Annotated in this window: 15 protein-coding genes and 1 riboswitch; of the genes, 9 read left to right on the top strand and 6 right to left on the bottom strand. The window is 74.4% G+C overall.

Annotated elements, in window-relative coordinates:
* Positions 1–8: 8 nt before the first annotated feature.
* The 4 genes from ACGFZS_RS17985 to ACGFZS_RS17970 all read right to left on the bottom strand — a co-directional run bounded on the left by ACGFZS_RS17985 (position 9) and on the right by ACGFZS_RS17970 (position 4,883).
* Complete coding sequence (locus ACGFZS_RS17985) at positions 9–1,262, bottom strand: beta-ketoacyl-[acyl-carrier-protein] synthase family protein (RefSeq protein WP_393795872.1); 1,254 nt, start codon at positions 1,260–1,262, stop codon at positions 9–11.
* A 611-nt stretch (positions 1,263–1,873) separates the two neighbouring features.
* Complete coding sequence (locus tag ACGFZS_RS17980) at positions 1,874–2,125, bottom strand: hypothetical protein (protein ID WP_393795871.1); 252 nt, start codon at positions 2,123–2,125, stop codon at positions 1,874–1,876.
* A 25-nt stretch (positions 2,126–2,150) separates the two neighbouring features.
* On the bottom strand, positions 2,151–4,304 hold the full coding sequence (locus ACGFZS_RS17975; protein ID WP_393795870.1) for a hypothetical protein: 2,154 nt from the start codon (positions 4,302–4,304) through the stop codon (positions 2,151–2,153).
* Between the two features lie 117 nt (positions 4,305–4,421).
* Positions 4,422–4,883, bottom strand: a complete 462-nt coding sequence (locus ACGFZS_RS17970) for a flavodoxin family protein (protein ID WP_393795869.1) — start codon at positions 4,881–4,883, stop codon at positions 4,422–4,424.
* 121 nt (positions 4,884–5,004) lie between these two features.
* Here ACGFZS_RS17970 and ACGFZS_RS17965 point away from each other — a divergent pair, with 121 nt between their 5' ends.
* Positions 5,005–5,646: a lipoprotein gene (locus tag ACGFZS_RS17965; protein WP_393795868.1), complete on the top strand. Its 642-nt coding sequence runs from the start codon at positions 5,005–5,007 to the stop codon at positions 5,644–5,646.
* Between the two features lie 4 nt (positions 5,647–5,650).
* On the opposite strand, the gene ACGFZS_RS17960 is transcribed toward ACGFZS_RS17965, so the two are convergent.
* Entirely contained in the window at positions 5,651–7,561 is a 1,911-nt protein-coding gene (locus ACGFZS_RS17960) for a DUF1996 domain-containing protein (protein ID WP_393796026.1), read from the bottom strand.
* 311 nt (positions 7,562–7,872) lie between these two features.
* On the opposite strand from ACGFZS_RS17960, the gene ACGFZS_RS17955 reads away from it, so the two are divergent.
* Both ACGFZS_RS17955 and ACGFZS_RS17950 read left to right on the top strand, forming a co-directional pair.
* A complete protein-coding gene (locus ACGFZS_RS17955) occupies positions 7,873–9,102 on the top strand; it encodes a PP2C family protein-serine/threonine phosphatase (RefSeq protein ID WP_393795867.1) in 1,230 nt (409 codons plus the stop codon).
* 167 nt (positions 9,103–9,269) lie between these two features.
* A riboswitch (cyclic di-AMP (ydaO/yuaA leader) is annotated at positions 9,270–9,443 on the top strand.
* An 8-nt stretch (positions 9,444–9,451) separates the two neighbouring features.
* Positions 9,452–12,010, top strand: a complete 2,559-nt coding sequence (locus ACGFZS_RS17950) for an NlpC/P60 family protein (RefSeq protein WP_393795866.1) — start codon at positions 9,452–9,454, stop codon at positions 12,008–12,010.
* A 37-nt stretch (positions 12,011–12,047) separates the two neighbouring features.
* Here ACGFZS_RS17950 and ACGFZS_RS17945 read toward each other — a convergent pair whose 3' ends face one another.
* Positions 12,048–13,106 (bottom strand): NAD-dependent epimerase/dehydratase family protein, encoded by a 1,059-nt coding sequence (locus ACGFZS_RS17945; RefSeq protein ID WP_393795865.1) that lies wholly within the window; start codon positions 13,104–13,106, stop codon positions 12,048–12,050.
* A 265-nt stretch (positions 13,107–13,371) separates the two neighbouring features.
* On the opposite strand from ACGFZS_RS17945, the gene ACGFZS_RS17940 reads away from it, so the two are divergent.
* The 6 genes from ACGFZS_RS17940 (at position 13,372) to ACGFZS_RS17915 (ending at position 22,741) form a co-directional block, all read left to right on the top strand.
* On the top strand, positions 13,372–14,736 hold the full coding sequence (locus ACGFZS_RS17940) for an FAD-dependent oxidoreductase (RefSeq protein ID WP_393795864.1): 1,365 nt from the start codon (positions 13,372–13,374) through the stop codon (positions 14,734–14,736).
* Between the two features lie 360 nt (positions 14,737–15,096).
* A complete protein-coding gene (locus ACGFZS_RS17935; protein WP_393795863.1) occupies positions 15,097–16,263 on the top strand; it encodes a hypothetical protein in 1,167 nt (388 codons plus the stop codon).
* A gap of 40 nt (positions 16,264–16,303) precedes the next feature.
* Complete coding sequence (locus ACGFZS_RS17930; protein ID WP_365678744.1) at positions 16,304–16,591, top strand: DUF1232 domain-containing protein; 288 nt, start codon at positions 16,304–16,306, stop codon at positions 16,589–16,591.
* Positions 16,592–16,614: 23 nt separating this feature from the next.
* A complete protein-coding gene (locus ACGFZS_RS17925; RefSeq protein ID WP_393795862.1) occupies positions 16,615–17,301 on the top strand; it encodes a 2-phosphosulfolactate phosphatase in 687 nt (228 codons plus the stop codon).
* 120 nt (positions 17,302–17,421) lie between these two features.
* Positions 17,422–19,956 (top strand): SpoIIE family protein phosphatase, encoded by a 2,535-nt coding sequence (locus ACGFZS_RS17920; RefSeq protein WP_393795861.1) that lies wholly within the window; start codon positions 17,422–17,424, stop codon positions 19,954–19,956.
* A gap of 43 nt (positions 19,957–19,999) precedes the next feature.
* On the top strand, positions 20,000–22,741 hold the full coding sequence (locus tag ACGFZS_RS17915; protein ID WP_393795860.1) for a SpoIIE family protein phosphatase: 2,742 nt from the start codon (positions 20,000–20,002) through the stop codon (positions 22,739–22,741).

Raw genomic sequence — 22,741 nt, 5'->3', positions numbered from 1 at the left:
GGGCGCCGCTAGTCGGCGGTGGTGAAGGCGAGTACGGCGTTCTGCCCGCCGAACCCGAAGGAGTTGCTGACGGCGGCACGCATCCGGTGGGCGCGCGGCACCTTGGTGACGACGTCGAGGTCCAGCGCCGGGTCGAGCACGTCGAGGTTGGCGGTGGGCGGCACGAGTTGGTGGCGCAGGCTGAGCACGGTGCAGGCGGCCTCGATGGCACCCGCGCCGCCGATGGCGTGCCCGATGGCGCCCTTGACGGCGGTGACCGGGGGCACCCGGGCGAAGACCTGGTGCAGCGCGTTGTGCTCGGCCGCGTCCCCCTGCGGGGTGGCGGTGCCGTGGGCGTTGACGTGGTCGACGTCCCCGGGGGCGAGCCCGGCGTCGGCGAGGGCGGCGCGCAGGGCGCGGGCGGCCCCGTCGCCGTCGGGGTGCGGGGCGGTGACGTGGTGCGCGTCGCAGGAGGCGCCGAACCCGGCCAGGTACGCCTCGGGCCGGGCGCCCCGGGCCCGCGCGTCCGCGACCCGCTCCAGCACCAGGACGCCCGCCCCCTCGCCGAGCACGAACCCGTCCCGGTCCCGGTCGAACGGCCGGGAGGCGCTGTGCGGTTCGCCGCTACGACGGGACAGCGCCCGCATCTGGGCGAAGCAGGCGGCGGTCATCGGCAGCCGCGCCGACTCGCTGCCTCCGGCCAGCACCAGGTCGCAGCGGCCGGCGAGCAGCCAGTCCCGGCCCAGGCCGATCGCGCTGGTACCGGAGGCGCAGGCGGTGCTGACGACCATGTTGGGGCCGGTGGCGCCGAGGTCCAGGGCGATCTCGGCGGCGGCCATGTTGGGCACGCTGCGCGGCAGGGCCAGCGGGGAGACCCGATCGGGGGTGCCCTTCGCGAGCCGGTCGAACTCGGGCTGCCAGCCCTGCATGGACCCGGTGCCGACGCCCATCACGACCCCGATCCTGGCCCCGTCCCAGCCGCCCGGCGCGAGTCCGGCGGCGGCGACCGCCTCCCGGGCGGCCAGCAGCGCGAACACGGTGAACCGGTCCAGCCTGCGGCTCAGCCGGCGGCCCAGCAGAGCCGCCGCGTCCAGGTCGGGCACCCGGCAGGAGAAGGCCACCGGCAGCCCCTCCAGCCCCGGGTCGGCGGCGGCCATGGAGTCGCCCGCGCACAGCCCTTCCCACGCCGCGTCCCTGCCGACCCCGGCCGGTGTCACCAGTCCCAGACCCGTGACGGCCACCGGGACGCACCGCGCGGCGGCGCCTGTCTTCGCGAGCTGCATGGCCGCTGATTATCCGGGGACCGGACCACCGCCCCCGCCCGCCACACCTCGCCGCCCCCAGACCGACCCCCCACCACCACCCGGACGCCCGAACACCGGGCACACGATGCGGCGCCGGACGACCCCGGCCTCTCCCCCGAACACCCTCCGCCCCAGGCCCCAGGCGGATCCCGTGGCTGCCCGACACCGCGAACGCCGTACGGCGCCCGGCGACCCCGGCCCCTCCCCCGAACACCCTCCGCCCCAAGCCCGGGCAGGATCCCATGGCGGCGCCGGACACCGCGAACGCCAAGGACGCCGTACGGCGCCCGGCGGCCCCGGCCCCTCCCCCGACCGTCCCCCGACCTGAGCCCGGGGCGGATCCCATGGCGGCCCGTCAGTCCCCACGGTCCGAGCGTCGGCACGATCACTGGGCGGTCCTGCGGCGGGAACGCGGACACGGGCCTGCCGAGCGGCGCGACGATCCAGGCGCACCTGTACGAGCCAGCCACGCGTTCACGCCCGCCACACGCACGAGCCCGGCACCCGTAAAAGCCCGCCACACGCACGAATCCACCACGCGCACAAGCCCACCCCGCGCACAAGCCCGCGGCGGACAGCCGGGCGTCCGGTCATTCCGTTGCGTGGGTCAGCAACGCGGTTGCTGCGGTGCGTAGTTGGGCTGCGGCGGCGGTGCAGGCGGCGGCCTGGCGTTCGAGGGTGGTGCCGCTCCACTCCGGTGCCTCGGTGTGGCCGCCCAGTGTCGCGGCGGCGCCGCGGAGCCGCTCCGCGTAGCCGTCCATGCGGTCCGCGTCGGCCCTCAGGCCGTCGACGTGGGCGAGGAGTTCGGGTGCCGCGGTGGCGGGACGGGATTCGGTCGCCATGGGGGTTCACCTGCACTTGGGGGGCTCAGCGCGGCAGCACCGCGCCCGCGCTTCGGTGGGCCATGAACCGTGGGCCGGACAGCACGAACCCGGGCCGCACGCTGTCGAGTTCGAGGATCTGGAGGTGGCGGGCCAGCGCCCCGCGGGCGCCGTCGAGCCGCAGCCGGACCCGGGGGCGGACATGGACGCGGGGCTTCCCGTGGGTACGGACGAGGGTGCGGACGGTGCTGTCGCCCCGCCGCCCGTACAGCACCCAGTCCGGCTCCGGACACCGCACGCCGGGCCCCGCGTCCCCCGTGACGCTGAGGCCCAGTTCCGGGGCCTCGGCGTGGAGCCGGCGCCCCTCCAGGTCGATCTCGGCGGACCCGAGTTCGGCCGGCTGGGCCCAGACCTCGTCGGCCACCGTCCGCGCCTCCTCGGAGCCGACCGCGAGCGCGACCACGTACCGCCCGGTGCGGCGCAGGTCGGCCCGGCGCAGCAGGTCCACGGCTGCGTCGTACGGGTGCGGCCGCCACAGGTCGTCGACCAGGACGGACAGACCGAGTTCGGTGTAGGGGCCGATGGTGGTGCAGCGGTGTTCGTAGAGGGAGAGCACGGCGAGGGCGCGGCGGCCGAGCCGGGTGGGGACCATCCAGGCGACGTCGGGCAGCAGGCTGCGGGCCACGTCGGCGTCGAGCGGGAAGCACAGGTGGGCCGCCGAGGAGTCGTAGTAGCGGACCGGCATGTCCACCGGGCCCGCGGAGGTGGCGAGGCTGGTGGTGGGGACGGTCAGGAAGGGGTGGCCCTCGGGCGGCCGGGCGCGGTCCCCGAGCCGGTAGGCGCGGGTGCGTTCGACCGGGCCGCGGTAGGGGGTGAGGGCCCGGTCGATGTCCCGGGTGGCGTGCGGGATCACCGTCTCCAGGTGGTCGATGTAGCCGCGGAGCAGATGGCAGCGCGGGAACTCGCGGACGGGACCGGCGTAGGCGACCTCGTACCGGTTGGGGTGCGGGCCGAAGGCGGCGCCCGGGTCGCGGCCGTCGAGGACCGGGACGATGTCGTGCCGGTCGGTGATGCCGGCGACCCAGGTGCGCGGGTCGGCGGGCCTTCTGCCGTCGACCGGCGCGCCGACGACGACCAGGTGGGTGACCCGGTACGCGCGGCAGAACTCGTCGTCCTGCGCGAGGTTCGTCAGTGCGATCCCGCCCTCGCCGTGCCCGACCAGCGCGAGGTCGGCGCCGCGCGGGATGCCGTGTTCGCGGATCGCCAGCAGCAGGGAGCGGGTGTACGGCGAGTCCGTCAGGAACAGGTTGCGCCAGGCGTCGGCGACGTCCTGCGCGGAGTCGTCACGGGGGCGGCCGGGGGTCGTGCCGGGCGCCTGGACGACGTAGCGGAGCACACCGTCGGGGCCGCGCACCTCCTGGACGAGGACACGGCCGTCCGCGGAGAGCAGGTCGATGTTGCGCAGGAAGCCGAGGAAGGAGCCGTCGGCGGCGATGCCCTGGCGCTCCCGCGCGGAGAGTTCGACGGCGTGCGTCGTGCCCCCGCCGCCGCCCTGGCCAGGTGCGGGGAGGTACGAGGCGCCGATGCCCGTCGGGGGTCCGGGGGCCGGCGCGCGGCCGGCGGCGAGCGCCCAGGCGGTGTCGTCGTCCAGCGGTCCCTCGTCCAGCAGGCTGCGGACGGCGAGGAGTTCGGCCAGGATCGGGGTCAGTCCGGAGAGGGCGCGGCGGGCGCCCGGGTCCTTGAACAGGGCCCGCAGCGCACGGACGGCCGCCCGGTCGCTGTCGGCGCCGACGGCGCCGATCAGCCGGCGCATGCCCGGGTCGTGCTCGAACTCGGGGTGGTCGAGGAGTACGGCGGCGATCCTCAGCCGCAGCGAGGTGACGGCCACCGTGGCGGCCAGGCTCTCCCGGCCCAGCATCTCCCCCGCGGCGCCGAGCAGATGGCCCGCTCCGTCCGGTGCGACGATCGCCGAGCCACCGAGGCCCCGCTTGTCGGTGAGGGCCCGCAGCAGCGCCCAGCGGGCCGCGTAGCCGGTGCGGGGGCGGCGGTGCGCGGAACCCGTCAGCGCCGGGGCGAACAGGACGGAGCTGGTCCGTGCCGAGACCCCGCGGATGCCCTCGGCGACGTCGACCACCTCACGGGCGCATTCCCGCAGCAGCTCCTTCGTGGGCGGCCCGGAGGCACGGCGGCGCGCTGCCATCCGACGCTCCCTCGGATCGACGACATGGCCTGGTCCCATCGTGTGCCCTGCGTCCGGCGCGCGCACCTTCGTCCGTCCGGGTGAGGCCCGGTCCGGGCGCCGCCGGCCCGGGACCGCTCAGCCGGAGTCGGCGGCGAGGCCCGCGGCGACGGTCGCCCCCAGTTCCCAGCACGCGTCGATGCCGGGCTTGCCCGGCTCGCCGGTCACGGTGACCGGCTCGGCCGCCCGGCGCCAGCCGAGGCCGGTGGTGATGGAGTCGAGGGCGCGCAGGGCGCCGGTGACGTCGTTGCCGCCGTGGACGTAGGCGCCGAAGGGGCGGCCGCGCGTCTCGTCGAGGCACGGGTAGTAGATCTGGTCGAAGAAGTGCTTGAGGGCGCCGGAGAGGTAGCCGAGGTTGGCGGGGGTGCCGAGGAGGTATCCGTAGGCCGCGAGCACGTCGGAGGCGGTGGCGGACAGGGCCGCCCGCCGCACCACCCGGACCCCCTCGATCTCCGGGGTCGTCGCCCCGGAGACCACGGCCTCGAACATGGCCTGGCAGTGCGGCGACGGGGTGTGATGGACGATCAGCAAAGTAGGCACACCGGCACCCTGCCGTGCGGTGCCCACCGACGGCAAACGGCACCGGACCGTGCTCGTACGGTGGTCGCGGGCGCCCTCGATTACAGTGACCGGCCGGTGAGGCCGAAGGGGGAGGCGCAGGATGGGGACCGCACGGAGACCGGTGGCGTGGCTGGCGCTGCTGGCGGGGCTGCTGACGGGGTGTGACGTGTCGGCGCGTTCGACGGATGTCACGGTGTCGGGGCACGGGTCGAGCGGGGCGGCCGAGAGCGCGGGGACGGTCGGTGCCGCCGGTTCGGCCTGTGCGCTGCCGGTCACCTTCGACATCGCCGTGGGCTGGCAGGCGGAGGCCGTCGACGGGCTGGGTGCCGTCGCTTCGGGCGGCCCGGACGGTGACCTCGCCAAGAGCCTGCTGCGCCAGGGTCCGGTGACCCTCGTCTGCGAGATCGACGCCAAGCCGGCCGGAGCCATCGGCTTCCTGCGGGTGTCGACCGGGAAGCCGGGCGGCGGCGACGCCCGCGCGGTGCTCAGGGCCTTCGTGGCCGCGGAGGACGGCGCCGGCCGGGCGCGGTACCGGACCTTCACGGCGGGCGGACTCGCCGGGGTGCGGGTCGACTACGTCCAGACCAGCAAGCTCCTCGGCGGGAGCAAGACGGAGTCGGCCCTGGCGGTGGTCACACCCCAGGGCCCCGTGGTGCTGCACCTGGGCGGGCTCGACAGCGCGGAGCACGACGAGATGCTCCCCGCGTTCGAGCTCGCCCAGGACACGCTGCGCACCCGGTGAGGGGTCAGACCCCACCCCGCTTGGTGCGCCACAGCAGTACGAACCCGGAGGCCAGCAGCAGTCCGCCGAAGACGGCCGGCCAGAGGTGGGCGCCGGTGTCGGCGAGCCCGCCCTGGACCGCCTGGGGCTGGGTCTGGGGTTCCGTCTGGGGTGCGATGGGTGCGGTGGGGGAGGTCTCCTGGCCCGCCGGGGCGGCGACGGCACCGCTGGTCGGCGTCTCGGTGTCGGGCCGCTGCGTCGGCCGGCTGATGGCACCGCCGCCCGCGTCGCCCGAGGTGCCCGATCCGGTGCCGGACGACTTCTTGGGGGACGCGCTCGCGTAGACCCTCGGCAGCCCGGTGTCGCCGGGCGTGGTCTGCGTGGCGGGCGGGTCCGCCGGCGGCTCCGACGGCCGGGCGCTCTCGCTGGGGTTCTCGGCCGGGCTCTCCGGCTCGCTCGGCGGGGTGACCGGGGTCGCCGACTCGGCCGGCGGGGTGTCGCCGGACCCGGCCGTCTCGCTCGGGGTGGGCTCGGCGCTCTGCGACGGCGGCTCCTGCTGGTCGGCGCCCGCCCCGCAGGTCCGGCCGGAGTTGATGCAGTCGACCATCTCCCGCATCAGCTTCTCGTCGAAGACGTTGATGAAGTCGCCGTGGTCGGTGACCGGCTTGTGCAGCTGCTCGGGGAACGAGTCCACCGCGAACAGCGGGACCGTACGGCCGCCGTCCTGGAGGCTCGGCGCGTCGACGTCGTAGACGATGCGCTGCACCAGCTGCGGGATCGCCTCGAAACCGGCCGGGCAGCTGCCGTCCGCGGCCTCGAACGCCACATGGGTGCGGTGGTTGGCGCTGTCGATGTTCCGGCCGTCCCAGCAGCTCTGGAACCTGAACGTGCGCACCACGTCGCTGCCCGCGGGGCAGAGCGGGTACTTGTCCTTGAGCTGGCGGTCCTCGAAGCCGGTGCAGCTCCAGGAGGCGTTGGCGTTGGTGGGGCCGTTGACGAAGGCCTTGGCGTCGCCGGTGATGATGCGCAGCAGCCGGGGCATCTCGGTGACCTTGGAGGTGGGGTTGCCCTCGAAGGTGAGCGTGACCTCCTTCGCCGTGACGATCTGTCCGGCGTTGCCCTCGGTGCCACCGCCCGGCTTGTCGGCGTCCCGCTCCTGCTTGCCGTTCTGCAGCCGCAGGACCGGCCAGTAGTACGTGGACCTGTCGCCCTGGTCGACGCAGGTGGTGTCGGCGTCGGCGAGGTCCTGGTCGCTGGCGAAGGCGTTGTTGGACTGGTTGCCGATGTAGTCGTGGAAGTGGTGGGCGCCGTTGGAGACACCGGGCGCGACGATCACGTTGTCCGAGTTGAACAGGCCGTTCGCGTTGACGCCGCAGCTGGAGGCGAAGGTGCCGGTGGAGCCGCCGGACTGCTCGGCCGGGGTCCGCACATTGGGCTGGACGGTGGTGATGTCGGCGTAGTCGGCGGCGACCGGACCGTTGCCGCCCTGACCGGGCGTGGCGCTGTCCTGGGGTGCCGCCGACTGCTCGCCGTCCTGGTTCGAGGAGCGCAGGGTGCAGGCGGCGAGGTCGTCGAGGCCCTGGGGGCGGTCGCCCTCGCGGCCGATGGCGTCGGCGATCCGGCCGAGCGTCCCGGACCGCTTCTCCTTCAGCGGATTCATGATCGTCTGGTCGGCGAGGCCGGGGTTCTGCTCGATCGCCGCGGCGGATTCCTTGAGTTGCTGGTAGGCGGCCGCGATCTGCTGGTCCAGCTCGGCGAGTTCACGGTCGACGTCGGACCGGGCCCCGTCGGGCACCGCCGTCAACTCGCTGCCGACGTCGGGGCAGTAGACCGTGGGCGCGGAGAACACCTGGCCCTGCCAGGGCTGCTGGTCCGAGCCGCCCTCGGTGGCCGACGCGTAGACGTTCACCGCGACCAGCCCTCCCCCGCCGAGCATCAGCGCGACCGCTGCGAAGGTCGCGCGTCGTGCACCGGTCGGTCGTCTGCGCCTGTTGCGTCTCAAGGTCGTACTCACGGTCGTACCCCTGCGTGGTCGTGGGCGGCCGGGCATGGAAATCCCCGGCTTCATACGGACCGCGGCGCCGCCGTGTTCAACGGCCTCAGAAATTCACGGTGACCTCACAGGAAGCATCATCATGGAGTGACCGACTGACCGCAGAGGGTATTCACCAGGAGTCCGGATCGCGCCGCGCGATTTTTATATTTCATGGGAAACTGGTGCGAAAACGGCGGGGAGGTGACCCTGTCATGAGTGCGGCGGAGATCGACTACGCGGCGGTGTTCCAGACACTGCCCGGGATGGTGGCCCTGTTGACCCCCGAGTTGGTGTACGCGGACGCCAACGAGGAGTTCCTGCGCATGGCCGGGCGCAAGCGCGAGGACATGATCGGCCGGTACCTCTTCGACGTGTTCCCGGACAACCCGAACGACAGCACCGCGACCGGCATGCGCAACCTGGAGACCTCACTGCTGCGGGTGCTGGCCACCGGCGAGCGGGACACCATGGCCCTGCAGCGGTACGACGTGGAGCTCCCCGACCGGCCCGGGCACTGGGAGCAGCGCTACTGGAGCCCGGTGAACGTGCCGGTCCTCGGCCCGGACGGGAAGGTCGTGCTGCTGGTGCACCGGGTCGAGGAGGTCACCGAGCTGATCCGGGCGCGCCGGACCGTCGGCGACGGCCGGACCCAGGTCCTGGAGGCCGAGCTGTACCGGCGCGCGGGCGAACTGCAGGAGATCAACGAACGGCTGCGGCAGGCGCACGCCCGGGAGCGCGAGGTGGCGGTCGCCCTGCAGGAGGCGATGCTGCCCGCGCCCCGGCAGCTGGAGCACCACCGGGCGGCGGTGCGCTACCGGCCGGCCACCGGGTCGCTGCACGTGTGCGGCGACTGGTACGACCTGGTCGACCTGGTCAGCGGCGACCGCATCGGCGTCTCGGTCGGCGACGTGGTCGGGCACGGGCTCGAAGCGGCCTGTGTCATGGGGCAGTTGCGCAGTGCGCTCAGCGCGGTCTCCCGGGTGGCCGAAGGCCCGGCGCAGGCGCTCGGCGTGCTGGGGCGGTACGCGCATGTGATCGACGGTGCCGAGTCGGCCACCGCCGTGACGGCGTTCGTCGACTTCGCCCGCCACACGGTCACCTACAGCAGCGCCGGGCATCCGCCGCCCGCCCTGCTGCACCCCGGCGGACGGGTGGAACTCCTCGACCGGGCCACCGATCCCCCGCTCGACGCCCGCCCCGATCCGCGACCGCGCCCGCAGGCCGTCACCGCGTTCGAGGACGGCGCCACCCTTGTCCTCTATACCGACGGACTCATCGAGCGCCGCCGCGAGGACATCGACACCGGGCTCGCCCGGCTCACCCGATCCCTCGCCGCACACCGCGAGTTGGACCCGGAAAATCTCGCCGATGCCGTCCTCTGGGAGCTGCTGCCGCCGGAGGGCGCGACCGACGACACCGCCCTGGTCGTCGTACGACTGTGATCTGCGGATGCGCGAAATGCCGCCCCGCGCAGCCCCATACCGAACAGTACGACGAACATCACAAATACGTATCGGACATTACGCACGTCAACCTTCACACGAGTGACACAAGTTGGCTAAGTTGACGGGTAAGCCGCTCGGCTCCCCCCGGCGAATCCCGTCGGGCCGCGCGGCCTCCGCCGAGTCCGGTGCCCTCGTGGGGCGATCCGGAGCCGGGGACCCAACCGATCACTGGGGTGAATCGGCCAACTGCCCACAAGGGCAAGGGCCGTAGGGCATACCTTCCGGATTCGACGCCCGAACCCGACAGCTAACCCGGTAGGCGGAGTACGGAAGGAGCACGACCCCCATGGCGTCCGAGAGCCGTGACGAGGTTCGACAGCGGATCAACAACCTCTACGACCAGGCCGAGAACGCCACCGGGAACTACAACGCCACCCGTGCGATGAGCGGAGGCTCGCGCTCACGCGGTGTCCCGCTGTTCAAGCGGCCCCGCCGTGACGATCCGGGGCTGGACAACATCGCGCGGGAGTGGTTCGACGGCGCGCGTTCGAGGCTGGGGCCGAGTGTCCCCGCCGCGCTGCCCTCCGACCGCATGCCCGGCCGGCCCGGCCCGCGCCGGCCCGTCAGCTCCATGGCCGCCGACCTGCTCGGCCAGCTGGAGGGCTCCGGTCCGTCCCGGCTGGAGCTGACCGCGGGACCGTCGGGGCAGACCGAGATCGAGGTCGTCCGCGAGCTGCCGGCGCGCCCGAAGCTGGAGCTGACGGCCGGGCCCGCCGCCGCGCTGCCCGCCGGGCCGTCGAGCCCGCCCAAGGCCCTGTCCGCCGCCGCGCCGCAGCGGGCCGCGCCGGGCACCTCCAAGACCAGGAACCAGCTCAAGATCGCCAAGGCCCGTGAGCTGCTGTCCCAGCGCACCGGACAGCGTGCGGTGGCGGCGCTCGAAGCGGCCCCCGCCGCGCGGCAGCAGATCGCGCAGCAGCAGATCTCGTGGGGCGTCTCCGCGCCCCAGGCCCCGGCGCAGCAGCAGTGGGCGGCCCCCGCCATGGGCATCCCGGCCCAGCGCACCGACAGCGGCTCCTTCGGGTCCGGCGCGCCCGCCGGCCCGGGCAGGCTCCCGGCGCCGACCCCGTCGGACACCGGCACCATCCCCGTCGTGTCCCCCTCGGACACCGGCACCTTCCGCATCATGTCCCCCAGCGCCGGCACCCCCCAGCGCAGGAACCCGGCCGGCGCCGGCGCGTCCCGCGGCATGGCCCCCGGCGGTGCGGGCACGCCCCAGCCGATGCCCCCGATGGACGCCGCCGCCTCCCGCGTGATGAGCCCGGGCAGCGCCCCCGCGACCCAGGTCATGCCCCCCGTGGACATGGGCGCCTCGCGCGTCATGAGCCCGGGCGGTGCGGGCGCGCCCCAGGCCATGCCCCCGATGGACGCCGCCGCCTCGCGCGTGATGAGCCCGGGTAGCGCCCCCGCGACGCAGGTCATGCCCACGGTGGACACGGGCGCCTCCCGCGTCATGAGCCCGGGCAGTGCCGGCGCGCCCCAGCAGATGCCCCCGATGGACCTCGGCGCCTCCCGGGTGATGAGCCCGGGCAGTGCCCCCGCGACGCAGGTCATGCCTCCGGTGGACATGGGCGCCGCGCGTGTCATGAGCCCGGGCGGTGCGGGCACGCCCCAGCAGATGCCCCCGATGGACGCCGCCGCCTCCCGCGTCATGAGCCCGGGCAGCGCCCCCGCCACCCAGGCCATGCCTCAGATGGACACCAGCGGCTCCCGGGTCATGACCCCGGGCGGTACGGGTTCCTACCCGGCCGCCGGGCCCATGGACATGGGCGGTGTCCCGACCCCGTCACCGGGGGACAGCGGTTCCTTCCGGATCATGACCCCGGGCGCCACGGGCTCGTTCCCGATGCCGACGTCGCCCGACGCGGGTGCCTACCCGGGCGCGGGCCCGTCGGAGCCGGCCGCCGCGTACGCCGCTGCGGCCCCCGTCGCGCCCATGGCGGCTCCGATGGACGCCGGGACCTACCAGGCCATGGCGCCGAACGCGACCGCCGCCTACGCGAGCGCGCCCCCGGTCGCGGCCGACCTCGGTTACACGGTCGCCGCCGACCTCGGCTACCCGGTCGCCGCCGACCCCGGCTACCCGGCCGCCGCGTACGCCACGGCCGCCCCCGCCGCTGCCATGGCCGCCATGCCTCAGGTCGACCCCGGCACCGGGGCCTACTTCGCGGCACCCGGCGCCGACCTGGGCGGCTACGCCGTCGGTATGGAGCCCCCGGCCGCCGCCTACGCCGCCGCCCCGGCGCCGGTCGTGCCCGCCGCGCCGATGCCCATGGCTGTGCCGGACCCGCCGTGGGCGACGATGGCGTACGCCACGGCGCCGACCGCGCCCGTCGTGCCGATGGCCACCGCCGCCCCGGTCGCCACGGCTCCGCTCCCCACCACCCCGCTGCCGACCGCGCCCCCCGCGGCTGCGGCACCCCCTGCCGCCTCCGGCGCCTTCGCCGCTGCCGTCGGCTTCCCCCAGCAGGCCGTCGCCCCGGCCGAGCCGGGCAAGGCGATGAAGGCGCTGGCGTTCGCGCAGGCGCAGATCGGGCGGCCGTGCGTCTGGGGGGCGACCGGCCCGGAGTCGTACGACTGCTCCAGCCTGACCCAGGCGGCCTGGCGCGCCGCCGGGGTGACGCTGCCGCGCGGCGCGGCGGACCAGGCGTTCGCCGGCACCCCGATGACACTGGCCGCCGTCGAACCGGGCGACCTGGTCTTCTTCTTCGACAACGACAGCCACGTCGGGATCTACGCGGGTGGCGGCATGATGATCCACGCGCCGAGCCCGGGTGCGTCGATCCGTGAGGAGTCGATCTACAACGCCGGGGAGTCGGCGATCCACCGGGTGGTCCGCCCGGCCTGACCCCCTGCCCGCCGAGGCCGGACCCGGGCCACCGAGGTCAGACCCTCCGGCGCCGCGAGCGCCAGCTCTCGTGGTGGTCCAGGAGGGTCTCCTCGACCGGCCGGTAGACCAGGCCCAGTTCGCGCACGCTCCGGCCGTTGTCGACGCGGAAGCGGATGCCGAGGTGCTTGGCGATGTAGTCCTGGGTGAGGCCGAAGAGCGGGCCGAGGACCCGTACCGGACCGTGCGGGAGCGCGGTGCGGGGCAGGCGCGGGTCCCACCGGTGGCGGGTGCGGATGATCCGCGACATCTCGTGGAACGAGGTCATCGTCTCGTTGGCCACGATGTACCGGCCCCCGGCCGCCGGGTTCTCCGCCGCCGCGATGTGCGCGTCGGCCACGTCGCGGACGTCCGCGGTGGTGAAGCTGAAGTCCGGGGCGCCGTAGCAGAAGTAGCCCCTGAACAGCTCGTCCAGCAGGAACAGGCTGCCGGACTCGGAGGCGGGCGTGAGGGAAGGGCCCAGTATCAGGCCGGGGTTGATCGAGACCATGCGCCAGCGGTCCTGGGCCGCCTCGGCGGCCCAGGCGGCGCGTTCGGCGACCGTCTTGGCGTAGTGGTACGGGTTGTTCGCCACCGTGCTGCTGGTGTTGAAGTACTTCTCGGTGAGCAGCTGACCGGCCATCTCGCGGACGTCCGCGTAGTCGCCGAAGATCGCGCCCACGGTGGAGGTGAAGACCAGGGTCTCCACCTCCGGGGTCCGCTCCACGGCGCCGAGCACATTGCGGGTGCCGAGCAACGCCGGGTCCACCAGGTCCCGTTGGCCGTCCTTGATCCGCTCCGGCATCAGGAACGGCGAGGCCACGTGGAAGACGGTCGCGCAGCCGCGGAACGCCTCGTCGAAGGAGCCCTCCTTCAGCAGGTCGGCCTCGAACAGGGCGAGCCGGCCGGGGAAGGCCTCGTGGAGCTCCCACAGGGGCCGGACCTTGGGCGCGTCGGAGGCGCCGCGGACGGTGGCGTGGACCCGGTACCCCCGCTCCAGCAGCCGCCGTACCAGATGGCTGCCGACGAACCCGCTGCCGCCGGTCACCGCGACGGCCGTCTCCCCGCGTGCGTCCACGCCCTCACCCCTCGCCCTTGGGCCACCGCGCCTCGGTGATCCGCAGAGGACAGGTTGGTGCATGCCCGGGGCGGCCGCCAAGCACCTGGAGGGCACCGGTAACGTCCTCGGGGCATAAGCCGGGCCCGGGAGGGGGCATAAGATCGGCTTATGAGGTCATAGACCGGACCCGCGTACTAACTTAGGACTGCCTTAGTTTAGGCTTCCCGTTCGAGATCGATTGTCTTCACTCGGTCGATTGTCACCACTCGAAGGGAACCTGATCATGCCGCGCCCCCTGCGGGTAGCCATCGTCGGTGCCGGCCCGGCCGGGATCTACGCCGCCGACGCCCTGCTCAAGTCCGAGGTGGCCGCCGAGCCCGGCGTGTCCATCGACCTCTTCGAGCGGATGCCCGCCCCGTTCGGCCTGATCCGGTACGGCGTCGCCCCCGACCACCCGCGCATCAAGGGCATCATCACGGCCCTGCACCAGGTGCTCGACAAGCCGCAGATCCGCCTCTTCGGCAACGTGGACTACCCGGCCGACATCAGCCTCGACGACCTGCGCTCGTTCTACGACGCGGTGATCTTCTCGACCGGCGCGACCGCCGACCGCGAGCTGCGGATACCCGGGATCGAGCTGGACGGCTCCTACGGCGCCGCCGACTTCGTCTCCTGGTACGACGGCCACCCGGACGTGCCGCGCACCTGGCCGCTGGAGGCCGAGAAGGTCGCGGTGCTCGGCGTCGGCAACGTGGCCCTGGACGTGGCCCGCGTCCTCGCCAAGACCGCCGACGAGCTGCTGCCGACGGAGATCCCGCCGAACGTCCACGAAGGACTGAAGGCCAACAAGGCGCTCGAAGTGCACGTCTTCGGCCGCCGTGGCCCGGCGCAGGCGAAGTTCTCCCCGATGGAGCTGCGGGAGCTGGACCACTCCCCCAACATCGAGGTCATCGTCGACCCCGAGGACATCGACTACGACAAGGGCTCGATCGAGACCCGGCGCGGCAACAAGCAGGCCGACATGGTCGCCAAGACCCTGGAGAACTGGGCGATCCGCGATGTCGGCGACCGCCCGCACAAGCTCTTCCTGCACTTCTTCGAGTCGCCCACCGAGATCCTCGGCGAGGACGGCAAGGTCACCGGCCTGCGCACCGAGCGCACCGCCCTGGACGGCACCGGCAACGTGAAGGGCACCGGCGAGTTCAAGGACTGGGACGTCACCGCGGTCTACCGCGCGGTCGGCTACCTCTCCGACAAGCTGCCCAAGCTGCCCTGGGACATCGAGTCGGGCACGGTCCCGGACGAGGGCGGCCGGGTCATCGAGGAGTCCGGCAGCCACCTCCGGTCGACGTACGTCACCGGCTGGATCCGCCGCGGCCCGGTCGGCCTGATCGGCCACACCAAGGGCGACGCCAACGAGACGGTGTCCAACCTGCTGGCCGACTACGCGGGCGGCCGCCTGCAGACCCCGGAGGCGCCCGCGCCGGAGGCCGTGGACGCCTTCCTCGCCGAGCGGAACGTCCGCTTCACCACCTGGGAGGGCTGGTACAAGCTGGACGCCGCCGAGAAGGCGCTGGGCGAGCCGCAGGGCCGTGAGCGCGTGAAGCTCGTCGAGCGCGAGGACATGCTGCGCGAGAGCGGCGTGTGACCCGCTGAGACACCGTGAGGGGGCCGACGGATCACCGTCGGCCCCCTCCCACATCCACCGCCGGACGGCCGACTCCCACCCGCCCACCACCACCGCCGACGCCCCCCTCCACACCCTCGCCGGAGCACCGGCGACCGGGGCCCGTCCCTGAGCGGATGGGTGGGCGGACCCCGGTCGCCGCATCATTGTGTGCGGTGGGCCGGAGCGGGGGCACGGGTGAACCGGTGCCGTATGGCGCGCACGGTTCGCACCCCGGGCGCGGGGCGCGCTTCCCGGGCGCGGGCGGCCCCGCTCGGTGGGACACGCTCCCGGGCGGTGATACTGGAGGACGCACCCCCGCTTCCACCAGCAGATTGGCCTATGTCGAACTCCGCCGCCGACCGTGCCGTCCTTCCGCAGTCCGTCTGGCCCGCCCGTGGCCGCCACACGGGCCCGGACTCCGAGGAGGTGATCCGCCGGATCCTGCGCCGCCGCAAGGAGACCGGCGCCCTTGACGACTTCGTCGAACCCGCCGTGCCCGAGGATCCCGCCCGGCGGGTCTTCGAGGCCCGCTGGCGCGTCGACGACGGCGCGGTGACCGTCCGCGCCCGGCTGACCCTCGTATCGCAGGAGGGCCGGCAGGCCGGGCGGGAGTGGCAGCTGATCGCCGAGGCCGACCGGCCCTGGGACGACGCCTGGCCCTCCCCGGCGACGATGTTCTGGCCCGACGGCGACGAGGCCGGGGACGGCGGCGAGGCCGCCTGGGACTACCTCCCCGCCGTCGCGGGCGTGCGGCTGCGCACCGTCAACCCGCTGCCCTCCGACGACAAGGAGATGCGCCGTGTCCTGCGCGACGCGGCGAAGGACGCCTGGTGCGTCAACCTCGTCGTGCACGAGGCGATGACGCCCGACGCGCTCGGCCGGCGGCCGCTGGTGCGGCGGCTGCCGCCCGGTCTCGCCCACCGCGTGGTGGAGCACCGGGCCTCGCCCCAGCAGTTCCGTGCCGTGAACTGGGCGCTGCGCGACCTCGGCGTCGAGGTGCCGCGCGGCGGCGCCGTCCTGCTGCCCCCGGACCCGGCGCCGGCCGGTTACGCGGCGGGGGAGTACGCGGTGCGCAGCGTCTTCCTGGACGGCTCGGAGCCCACCGAGCTGATCGCCGCCGTGACCCGGTTCGGCGCGCTGCCGAGACCCGCCCCGGAGGGCACCGAGGAGGCGCTGGCCGATCTGCGGGACAACTGGACCCTGATGACCCTGGAGGAGGAGCTGGCGCGCGAGCGCAAGCTCGTCGCGCAGTACTCCGAGGCGCTGGAGGCCATGACCAGGTCCCGGGACCTGTACCGGGAGTCCGCCGAGCGGGCCCACGAGGCGCTCGCGGCCCTCCGGGACACCCCCGCTCCCCTGGCCGCCCTGCCGCCCGCGTCGCCGGCCGAACCCGCCTCGCCGCTCCAGCAGTTGACCCGCGCCTTCAAGGGGCTGCGGGTCCCGAAGGCGAGGAACGAGACGTCCGCGCCCATGCCCGGGGACGAATCCGGGAAGACGGACCAGTGAGAGACCCCGGGCCGGATCGGGGCCGGACGACAGGACAGCCATGGACACCACCACGACCGTGCTTCTGATCTGCGCGATCGTCGCCGCGGCCCTGCTGGCAGGGGCCGTCGCCGTACTCGTACGGCTGGTCCGCACCCGGCGCACCCTGCGCCGGGCCGGGCTGCCGACCGGCCCGCGCTGGGTGTTCTGGGGTGCCGTCCTGTATCTGGTGCTCCCGACCGACCTGCTGCCCGACCCGATCTACCTGGACGACATCGGCGTCCTGCTGCTGGCCCTGCGCTCGATGCGCGCGGCCCGGGTGCTGCCGGCGGAGGAACCCGAACTCTGAGCCGTCCAGGGCATGATGGGGAGATGCGAGCCACGTACACCGGAGTCGCCGGTCTGTCCTCGACGCCCGAAGTCGCCGTCGTCATCGACGTGATGCGCGCCTTCACGGTGGCCGCCTGGGCCTTCCGGCGGGGTGCCGAGCGGATCGTCTTCGCCGACACCCTCGACGAGGCACTGGAGTTGAAGGCCGGTCACCCAGGCTGGCTGGCCTTCCAGGACGGTCCGGTGGTGCCGGGCTTCGACCTGGCCAACTCCCCGGCCCGGCTGCGCTCGCTGGACGTCGCGGGCCGCACGATCATCCAGAAGACCACCGCCGGGACGGTCGGGGCGATGGCCGTCGCGGACGCCCGGCTGCTGCTGTGCGCGAGTTTCGTGGTCGCCGAGGCCACCGCCGCCGTGCTGCGGCGGGAGCGGCCGGAGGCGGTCACCTTCGTCGTCACCGGCGACGGCGGCCGGGCCGACGAGGACCTGGCCTGCGCCCAGTACATCGCCGGGCGCGTGGCCGACGACGGCGTGGCCCCGGGCCCGTTCGTGGAGCGGGCCCGGAACTCCGGCGCGGCCGCGCGGCTCGCCGAGGGGGTGCGGCTGGGCTGGACGGGCGTCCACGCCGAGGACGTGCCGATGTGCCTGGAGGCCGACACGTTCCCGTTCGCCATGGCGGCTGCCCGCGAGGACGGCCACCTGGTGCTCCGCCCGGTGGGCCGGGGCTGACGGGCGCTCCGTGGTAACGGATCGGGCAGCGATCCGTGCCGTCCGGGTGCGTTCCCACGGCGTTCTGACGCATTCTTGCTGTGTCACCCACCCGGCGGTGCACGGACGAGGTAGGACCGGATGACTGGCAGCGGCGAGCACCTGGGCCGGGCGCGTGAACGGCTGACCGCGCTGCTGGTCGACGCCTCGACCGCCGCCCTGGGCGCGGCGGACGCCCACGTCGCCGGGGTGTACCTGCGCTCCGGCACCCCGGGGCTGCTGCGGCTCTCGACCCTGGTGGGGCTGCCCGGCCCGCTGTTCCGGCCCTGGTGGCGGCTGCACGCGGACCGGCCGTTCCCGGTCGCCGACGCCTACCGGCTCGGTACGCGGGTGGTGCTGCCCAACGCCACGGAGATGGTGCGCCGCTACCCGCAGTTCGCGGCCGGTCTGCCGTTCCAGTTCGGGTCGGTGTACACGCCGGTGCCGGGCGCGGAGCCGTCCTTCGGGGTGCTCACCGTGCTGCGCCCGGCGACCCCGGACACCGAGGACGAGCTGCCCGGCCTGGACCGGCTGTGCCGGCTGGCCGAGGACCTGGGCACCGGGCTGCGCGAGCTGGTGGCGGAGGCGGGCGACGCGGCGGTCGCCTGGGAGGGCGAACCGGTGTGCGTACGGCCGCCCACGGCCTCTCCCGGGACGGCCCTGATCGGCCGTTTCTCCTGGGATCCGGCCACCTCGGCGGTGCGCGCGGACGACCGGCTGCACACGCTGCTCGGCCTGGCGCCCGAGGAGTTCCCGGCCACCGGTCCCGGACTGGCGGCGGCCGTGGCCCCCGCCGACGCCGACCACGTACTGGCCGCCCTGCGCGAGACCGCGGCCGGCAAACCGCCGGTCTCGCCGCTGCAGGTGCTGGCCGCGGACGGCACGGCGCGGCTGGTGGAGCTGTGGCCGCCGGCCGGCGCCGACGGCCCGTCCCCGGTCTCCGGGATCGTCGTGGAGCCGGGCCCGGCCGGGGCCGCCGACAGCGCCGCCGATCAGCTCCCCCAGGGCGTGTTCTGCCTGGACCGTACGGGGCTCGTCCGCTACGCCAACCCGGCCGCCGCCCGGCTGGCGGGCCTGCCGCGCTCCGAGCTGGTCGGGCGGCCCCTGTGGGAGGCCATGCCGTGGCTGAGCGCGCCGGCGTACGACGACCACTGGCGCGGGGCGCTGCTCGCCCCCGACCCCCAGCACTTCCAGGTCCGCCGGGAGGGCGGCGGTGACGGCGAATGGCTCACCCTGTCCCTGCACCCGGGCCCCGATGTCGTCACCTGCACCGTGACCGCCGCCGGCGGGATCGACCCGGCCGTGCACCTGCCGGGGCCGGACGTCGCGGACGCGGCAGGGGGGCGCGGCCGGCCCGGCGGCCCGTCGATGGCCCCGCTGTACCGTCCGATCGCGCTGGCCATCGCACTGACCGACGCGGTGACCGCCCGGCAGGTGTCGGCGGTGGTGATGCAGGAGCTGCTCCCGGCGTTCGGCGGCAGGCGGCTGGCCATCTACCTGCTCCAGGACCGGCATCTCTATCTGGCCTGGGAGAGCGGCTTCCCGCCGGGCTTCCTCGCCCCCTTCGACGGCGTCGGCCTGGACGCCCGGATCCCCGGGGTCGAGTCGCTCACCACCGGCCGGCCGCTGTTCTTCGAGTCGATGCGGCAGCTGGCGGACACCTATCCGGGCCTCGCCCTGGACGCCGACCAGGGCGCCCGTGCCTTCCTGCCGCTGATCGCCTCGGGCCGCCCGGTGGGCACCTGCATCCTCGGCTTCGAGGCCGAGCGCGGCTTCAGCAGCGAGGAGCGCACGGTCCTCACGGCGCTCGCGGGCCTGATCGCGCACGCGATGGAGAAGGCCCAGCGCTACGACAGCGAGGCCGCCCTGGCACGCGGTCTGCAGCAGGCGCTGCTGCCCCGCCGGCTGTCGGCGCATCCGCGGGTGGAGACCGCGGGGCGGTATCTGCCGGGCACCCAGGGCATGGACGTGGGCGGCGACTGGTACGACGTCGTCGAGGCCGGTGACGGCCTCGCCCTGGTCATCGGCGACGTCCAGGGGCACGGGGTGCAGGCCGCGGCCACCATGGGCCAACTGCGCAGCGCGGTCCGGGCGTTCGCGCTCGGCGACCGGCCGCCGGACGAGGTGATGAGCGGCACCAACCATCTGCTCATCGGCCTGGACCCGGGTCAGTTCGCGAGCTGCTGCTATCTGCGCCTGGACCCCGCCACCGGGCACGCCCGGGTCGCCCGGGCCGGTCATCCGCCGCCCCTGCTGCGCGGTCCGGACGGCCGCACCCGTGTCCTGGAGATCCCCGGTGGTGTGGTGCTGGGCGTGGACCCGCGGGCCCGGTATCCGGTGACGGAACTGGAGCTGGAGCCGGACGCGATCCTCGCTCTGTACACGGACGGGCTGGTGGAACGGCCGGGAGCCGACATAGACGACGGCATCTCGGCGCTGCGGGAGGCGTTGGCGCGGGCCGGGGCGGCGCCGGGCGGGCGCGGTGGCCGGTCCCTGTCCGGGGTGGCCGACCAGCTCACCGCGATGGCGCGGCACGCCACCGACCGCCCCGACGACGTGGCGCTGCTGCTCGCCAGCCGCCGCCCGCACGCGGTCGGTGACGTGGCCCCGCGGGGTGTCGCGCCGGTTACCTCCTGAGACGCTCTCGCCTCGGGGGGCCGCGCAGTGTAGACATGGGCTCATGGTCCGTCAGTCCGGCCGGTCCGACATCCGGCCGCCCCGCTCGGCGACTCCGCGCGCGCCGCTCACCGCGCGGGAGCGGCGGGGAACGGGCGGGCGGGGCCGTTTCCGGTCCGGACCGCTGTGGTCGGCGCTGAGCGGACGCTCCGTGGCCGGCCAGGTGTTCGTGCTGCAAGTGGTGATCGTGCTGCTGCTGGTCGTGTCGGCCGTGGTGGCGCAGGTGCTCCAGGTCCGCCGGGACAGCACCACGGAGGCCCGCAACCGGTCCGTGGCGGTGGCCGAGACGTTCGCCAACGCGCCCGGCACGGCGGCGGCCCTGCGGCTGCCTGATCCGACGGCCGTGCTCCAGCCGAAGGCGGAGGCGGCCCGCAAGTCGACGGGCGTGGACTTCATCGTCGTCATGAACACCGACGGCATCCGTTACACGCACCCGAAGCCGGACCGCATCGGCAAGAAGTTCGTCGGCGACATCGGGGCCGCGCTGGCCGGCGGGACCGTCACCGAGGAGGTCCACGGCACCATCGGGGAGCTGGTGCAGGCCGTGGTCCCGGTGCGGGACACCGACGGCAAGGTGGTGGGCCTGGTGTCGGCCGGCATCACCACCGCGCACGTGGGCGGCACCGCCGACCAGCAGCTGCCGCTGCTGCTGGCCGCGGCCGCCGCCGCACTGGCGCTGGCGACGGCCGGGACGGCCCTGGTCAGCCGGCGGCTGCTGCGCCAGACGCACGGTCTCGGCCCGGACGAGATGACCCGCATGTACGAGCACCACGACGCGGTGCTGCACTCCGTGCGGGAGGGCGTGCTGATCGTCGGCGGCGACGGCCGGCTGATGCTCGCCAACGACGAGGCGCAGCGCCTGCTGGACCTGCCCCGGGACGCCGAGCGCCGCCCGGTCCTGGAGCTCGGCCTGGACGGCGGCACGGCGGAGCTGATCGCCTCGGGGCGGGTCGCCACCGACGAGGTGCATCGGGTCAAGGACCGTCTGCTGGCCGTCAACCAGCGCCCCATCGAGGTGCGCGGCGGCCCGCCGGGCAGCGTCACCACCCTGCGCGACTCCACCGAGCTGCGGGCCCTCTCCGGCCGCGCCGAGGTGGCCCGCGAGCGGCTGAACATGCTGTACGACGCCGGGGTGGGCATCGGCACCAGCCTGGACGTCACCCGCACCGCCGAGGAGCTGGCGGAGCTGGCCGTGCCCCGGTTCGCGGACTACGTCACCATCGACCTGTACGACGCGGTCCTCAAGGGCGAGGAGCCGGGGCCCGGGGACCCGCTGCGCCGGGTGGCGTTCACCGGCATCCGCAAGGACGCCCCGCTGTACGCCGTCGGCGAGCGGATCCGGTTCGTGCCGTCCTCGCCGCAGGCCCGCGGTCTGGAGACCGGTGAGTCGGTCGTGGAGCCGCGGCTGCGGGACGCACCGGGCTGGCGCGCCCAGGACCGGGAACTCACCGGTCAGATCCTGGAGTTCGGCATCCACTCGCTGATCACCGTGCCGCTGCGGGCCGGGAACCTGGTGCTGGGCCTGGCCAACTTCTGCCGCTCGGAGAAGCCGGACCCCTTCGACACGGAGGAACTGACCCTCGCCGAGGAGCTGGTGGCCCGGGCCGCCGTCTCCATCGACAACGCCCGCCGCTACACGCGCGAGCACGGCATGGCGGTCACCCTGCAGCGCAGTCTGCTGCCGCGCCGGCTGCCCGAGCAGACCGCGCTGGACATCGCCTACCGCTATCTGCCGGCGCAGGCGGGTGTCGGCGGCGACTGGTTCGACGTGCTGCCGCTGTCCGGGGCCCGGGTGGCGCTGGTGGTCGGGGACGTGGTGGGGCACGGGCTGCACGCGGCGGCGACCATGGGGCGGCTGCGCACCGCCGTGCACAACTTCACGGCGCTCGACCTGCAGCCCGACGAACTCCTGGTGCTGCTGGACGAGTTGGTGGGCCGTATCGACCAGGACGAGACCCCCGCGGACAACGCGGCCACCATCACCGGCGCGACCTGTCTGTACGCGATCTACGACCCGGTCTCCCGGCGCTGCACGCTCGCCCGGGCCGGTCATCCGCCGCCGGCGCTGCTGCGGCCCGACGGCAGTGTGGAGTTCCCGGACGTGCCGGCGGGTCCGCCGCTGGGTGTGGGCGGACTGCCCTTCGAGACGGCCGAGTTGGAGCTGCCGGAGGGCAGCAGGCTGGTCCTGTACACCGACGGGCTGGTCGAGGACCGGCAGCGGGACATCGACGAGGGTCTGGAACTGCTCGCCGGTGCCCTGGAGTCGGCGGTCGACGGCACCCCCGACGAGACGTGTGCGGCGGTCCTGGAGCGGCTGCCGGCCCGCCCCAGCGACGACGTGGCGCTGATCGTGGCCCGGACCCGGGCGCTGGGCGCGGACCGGATCGCCGAGTGGCAGGTGCCGGCCGATCCCGCGGCCGTCTCCGAGGTGCGGGCCAAGGTGACCCGCCGACTGGCCGAGTGGGACCTGGACGAGCTGTCGTTCACCACCGAGCTGATCCTCAGCGAGCTGGTCACCAACGCCATCCGGCACGGCCGGGCGCCCATCGGGGTACGGCTGCTCCGCGACCGTACGCTGATCTGCGAGGTCTCCGACGCCAGCACCACCTCGCCGCACCTGCGGTACGCGGCGAGCACCGACGAGGGCGGCCGGGGGCTGTTCCTGGTCGCGCAGCTGGCCGAGCGCTGGGGCACCCGTTACACACCGGCCGGCAAGGTCATCTGGGCGGAGCAGCCCCTTCCTTGA

Source organism: Streptomyces sp. NPDC048288 (assembly GCF_043201555.1).
Classification (GTDB): Bacteria; Actinomycetota; Actinomycetes; order Streptomycetales; family Streptomycetaceae; genus Streptomyces.
This window is presented reverse-complemented; position numbering and strand designations above follow the sequence as displayed.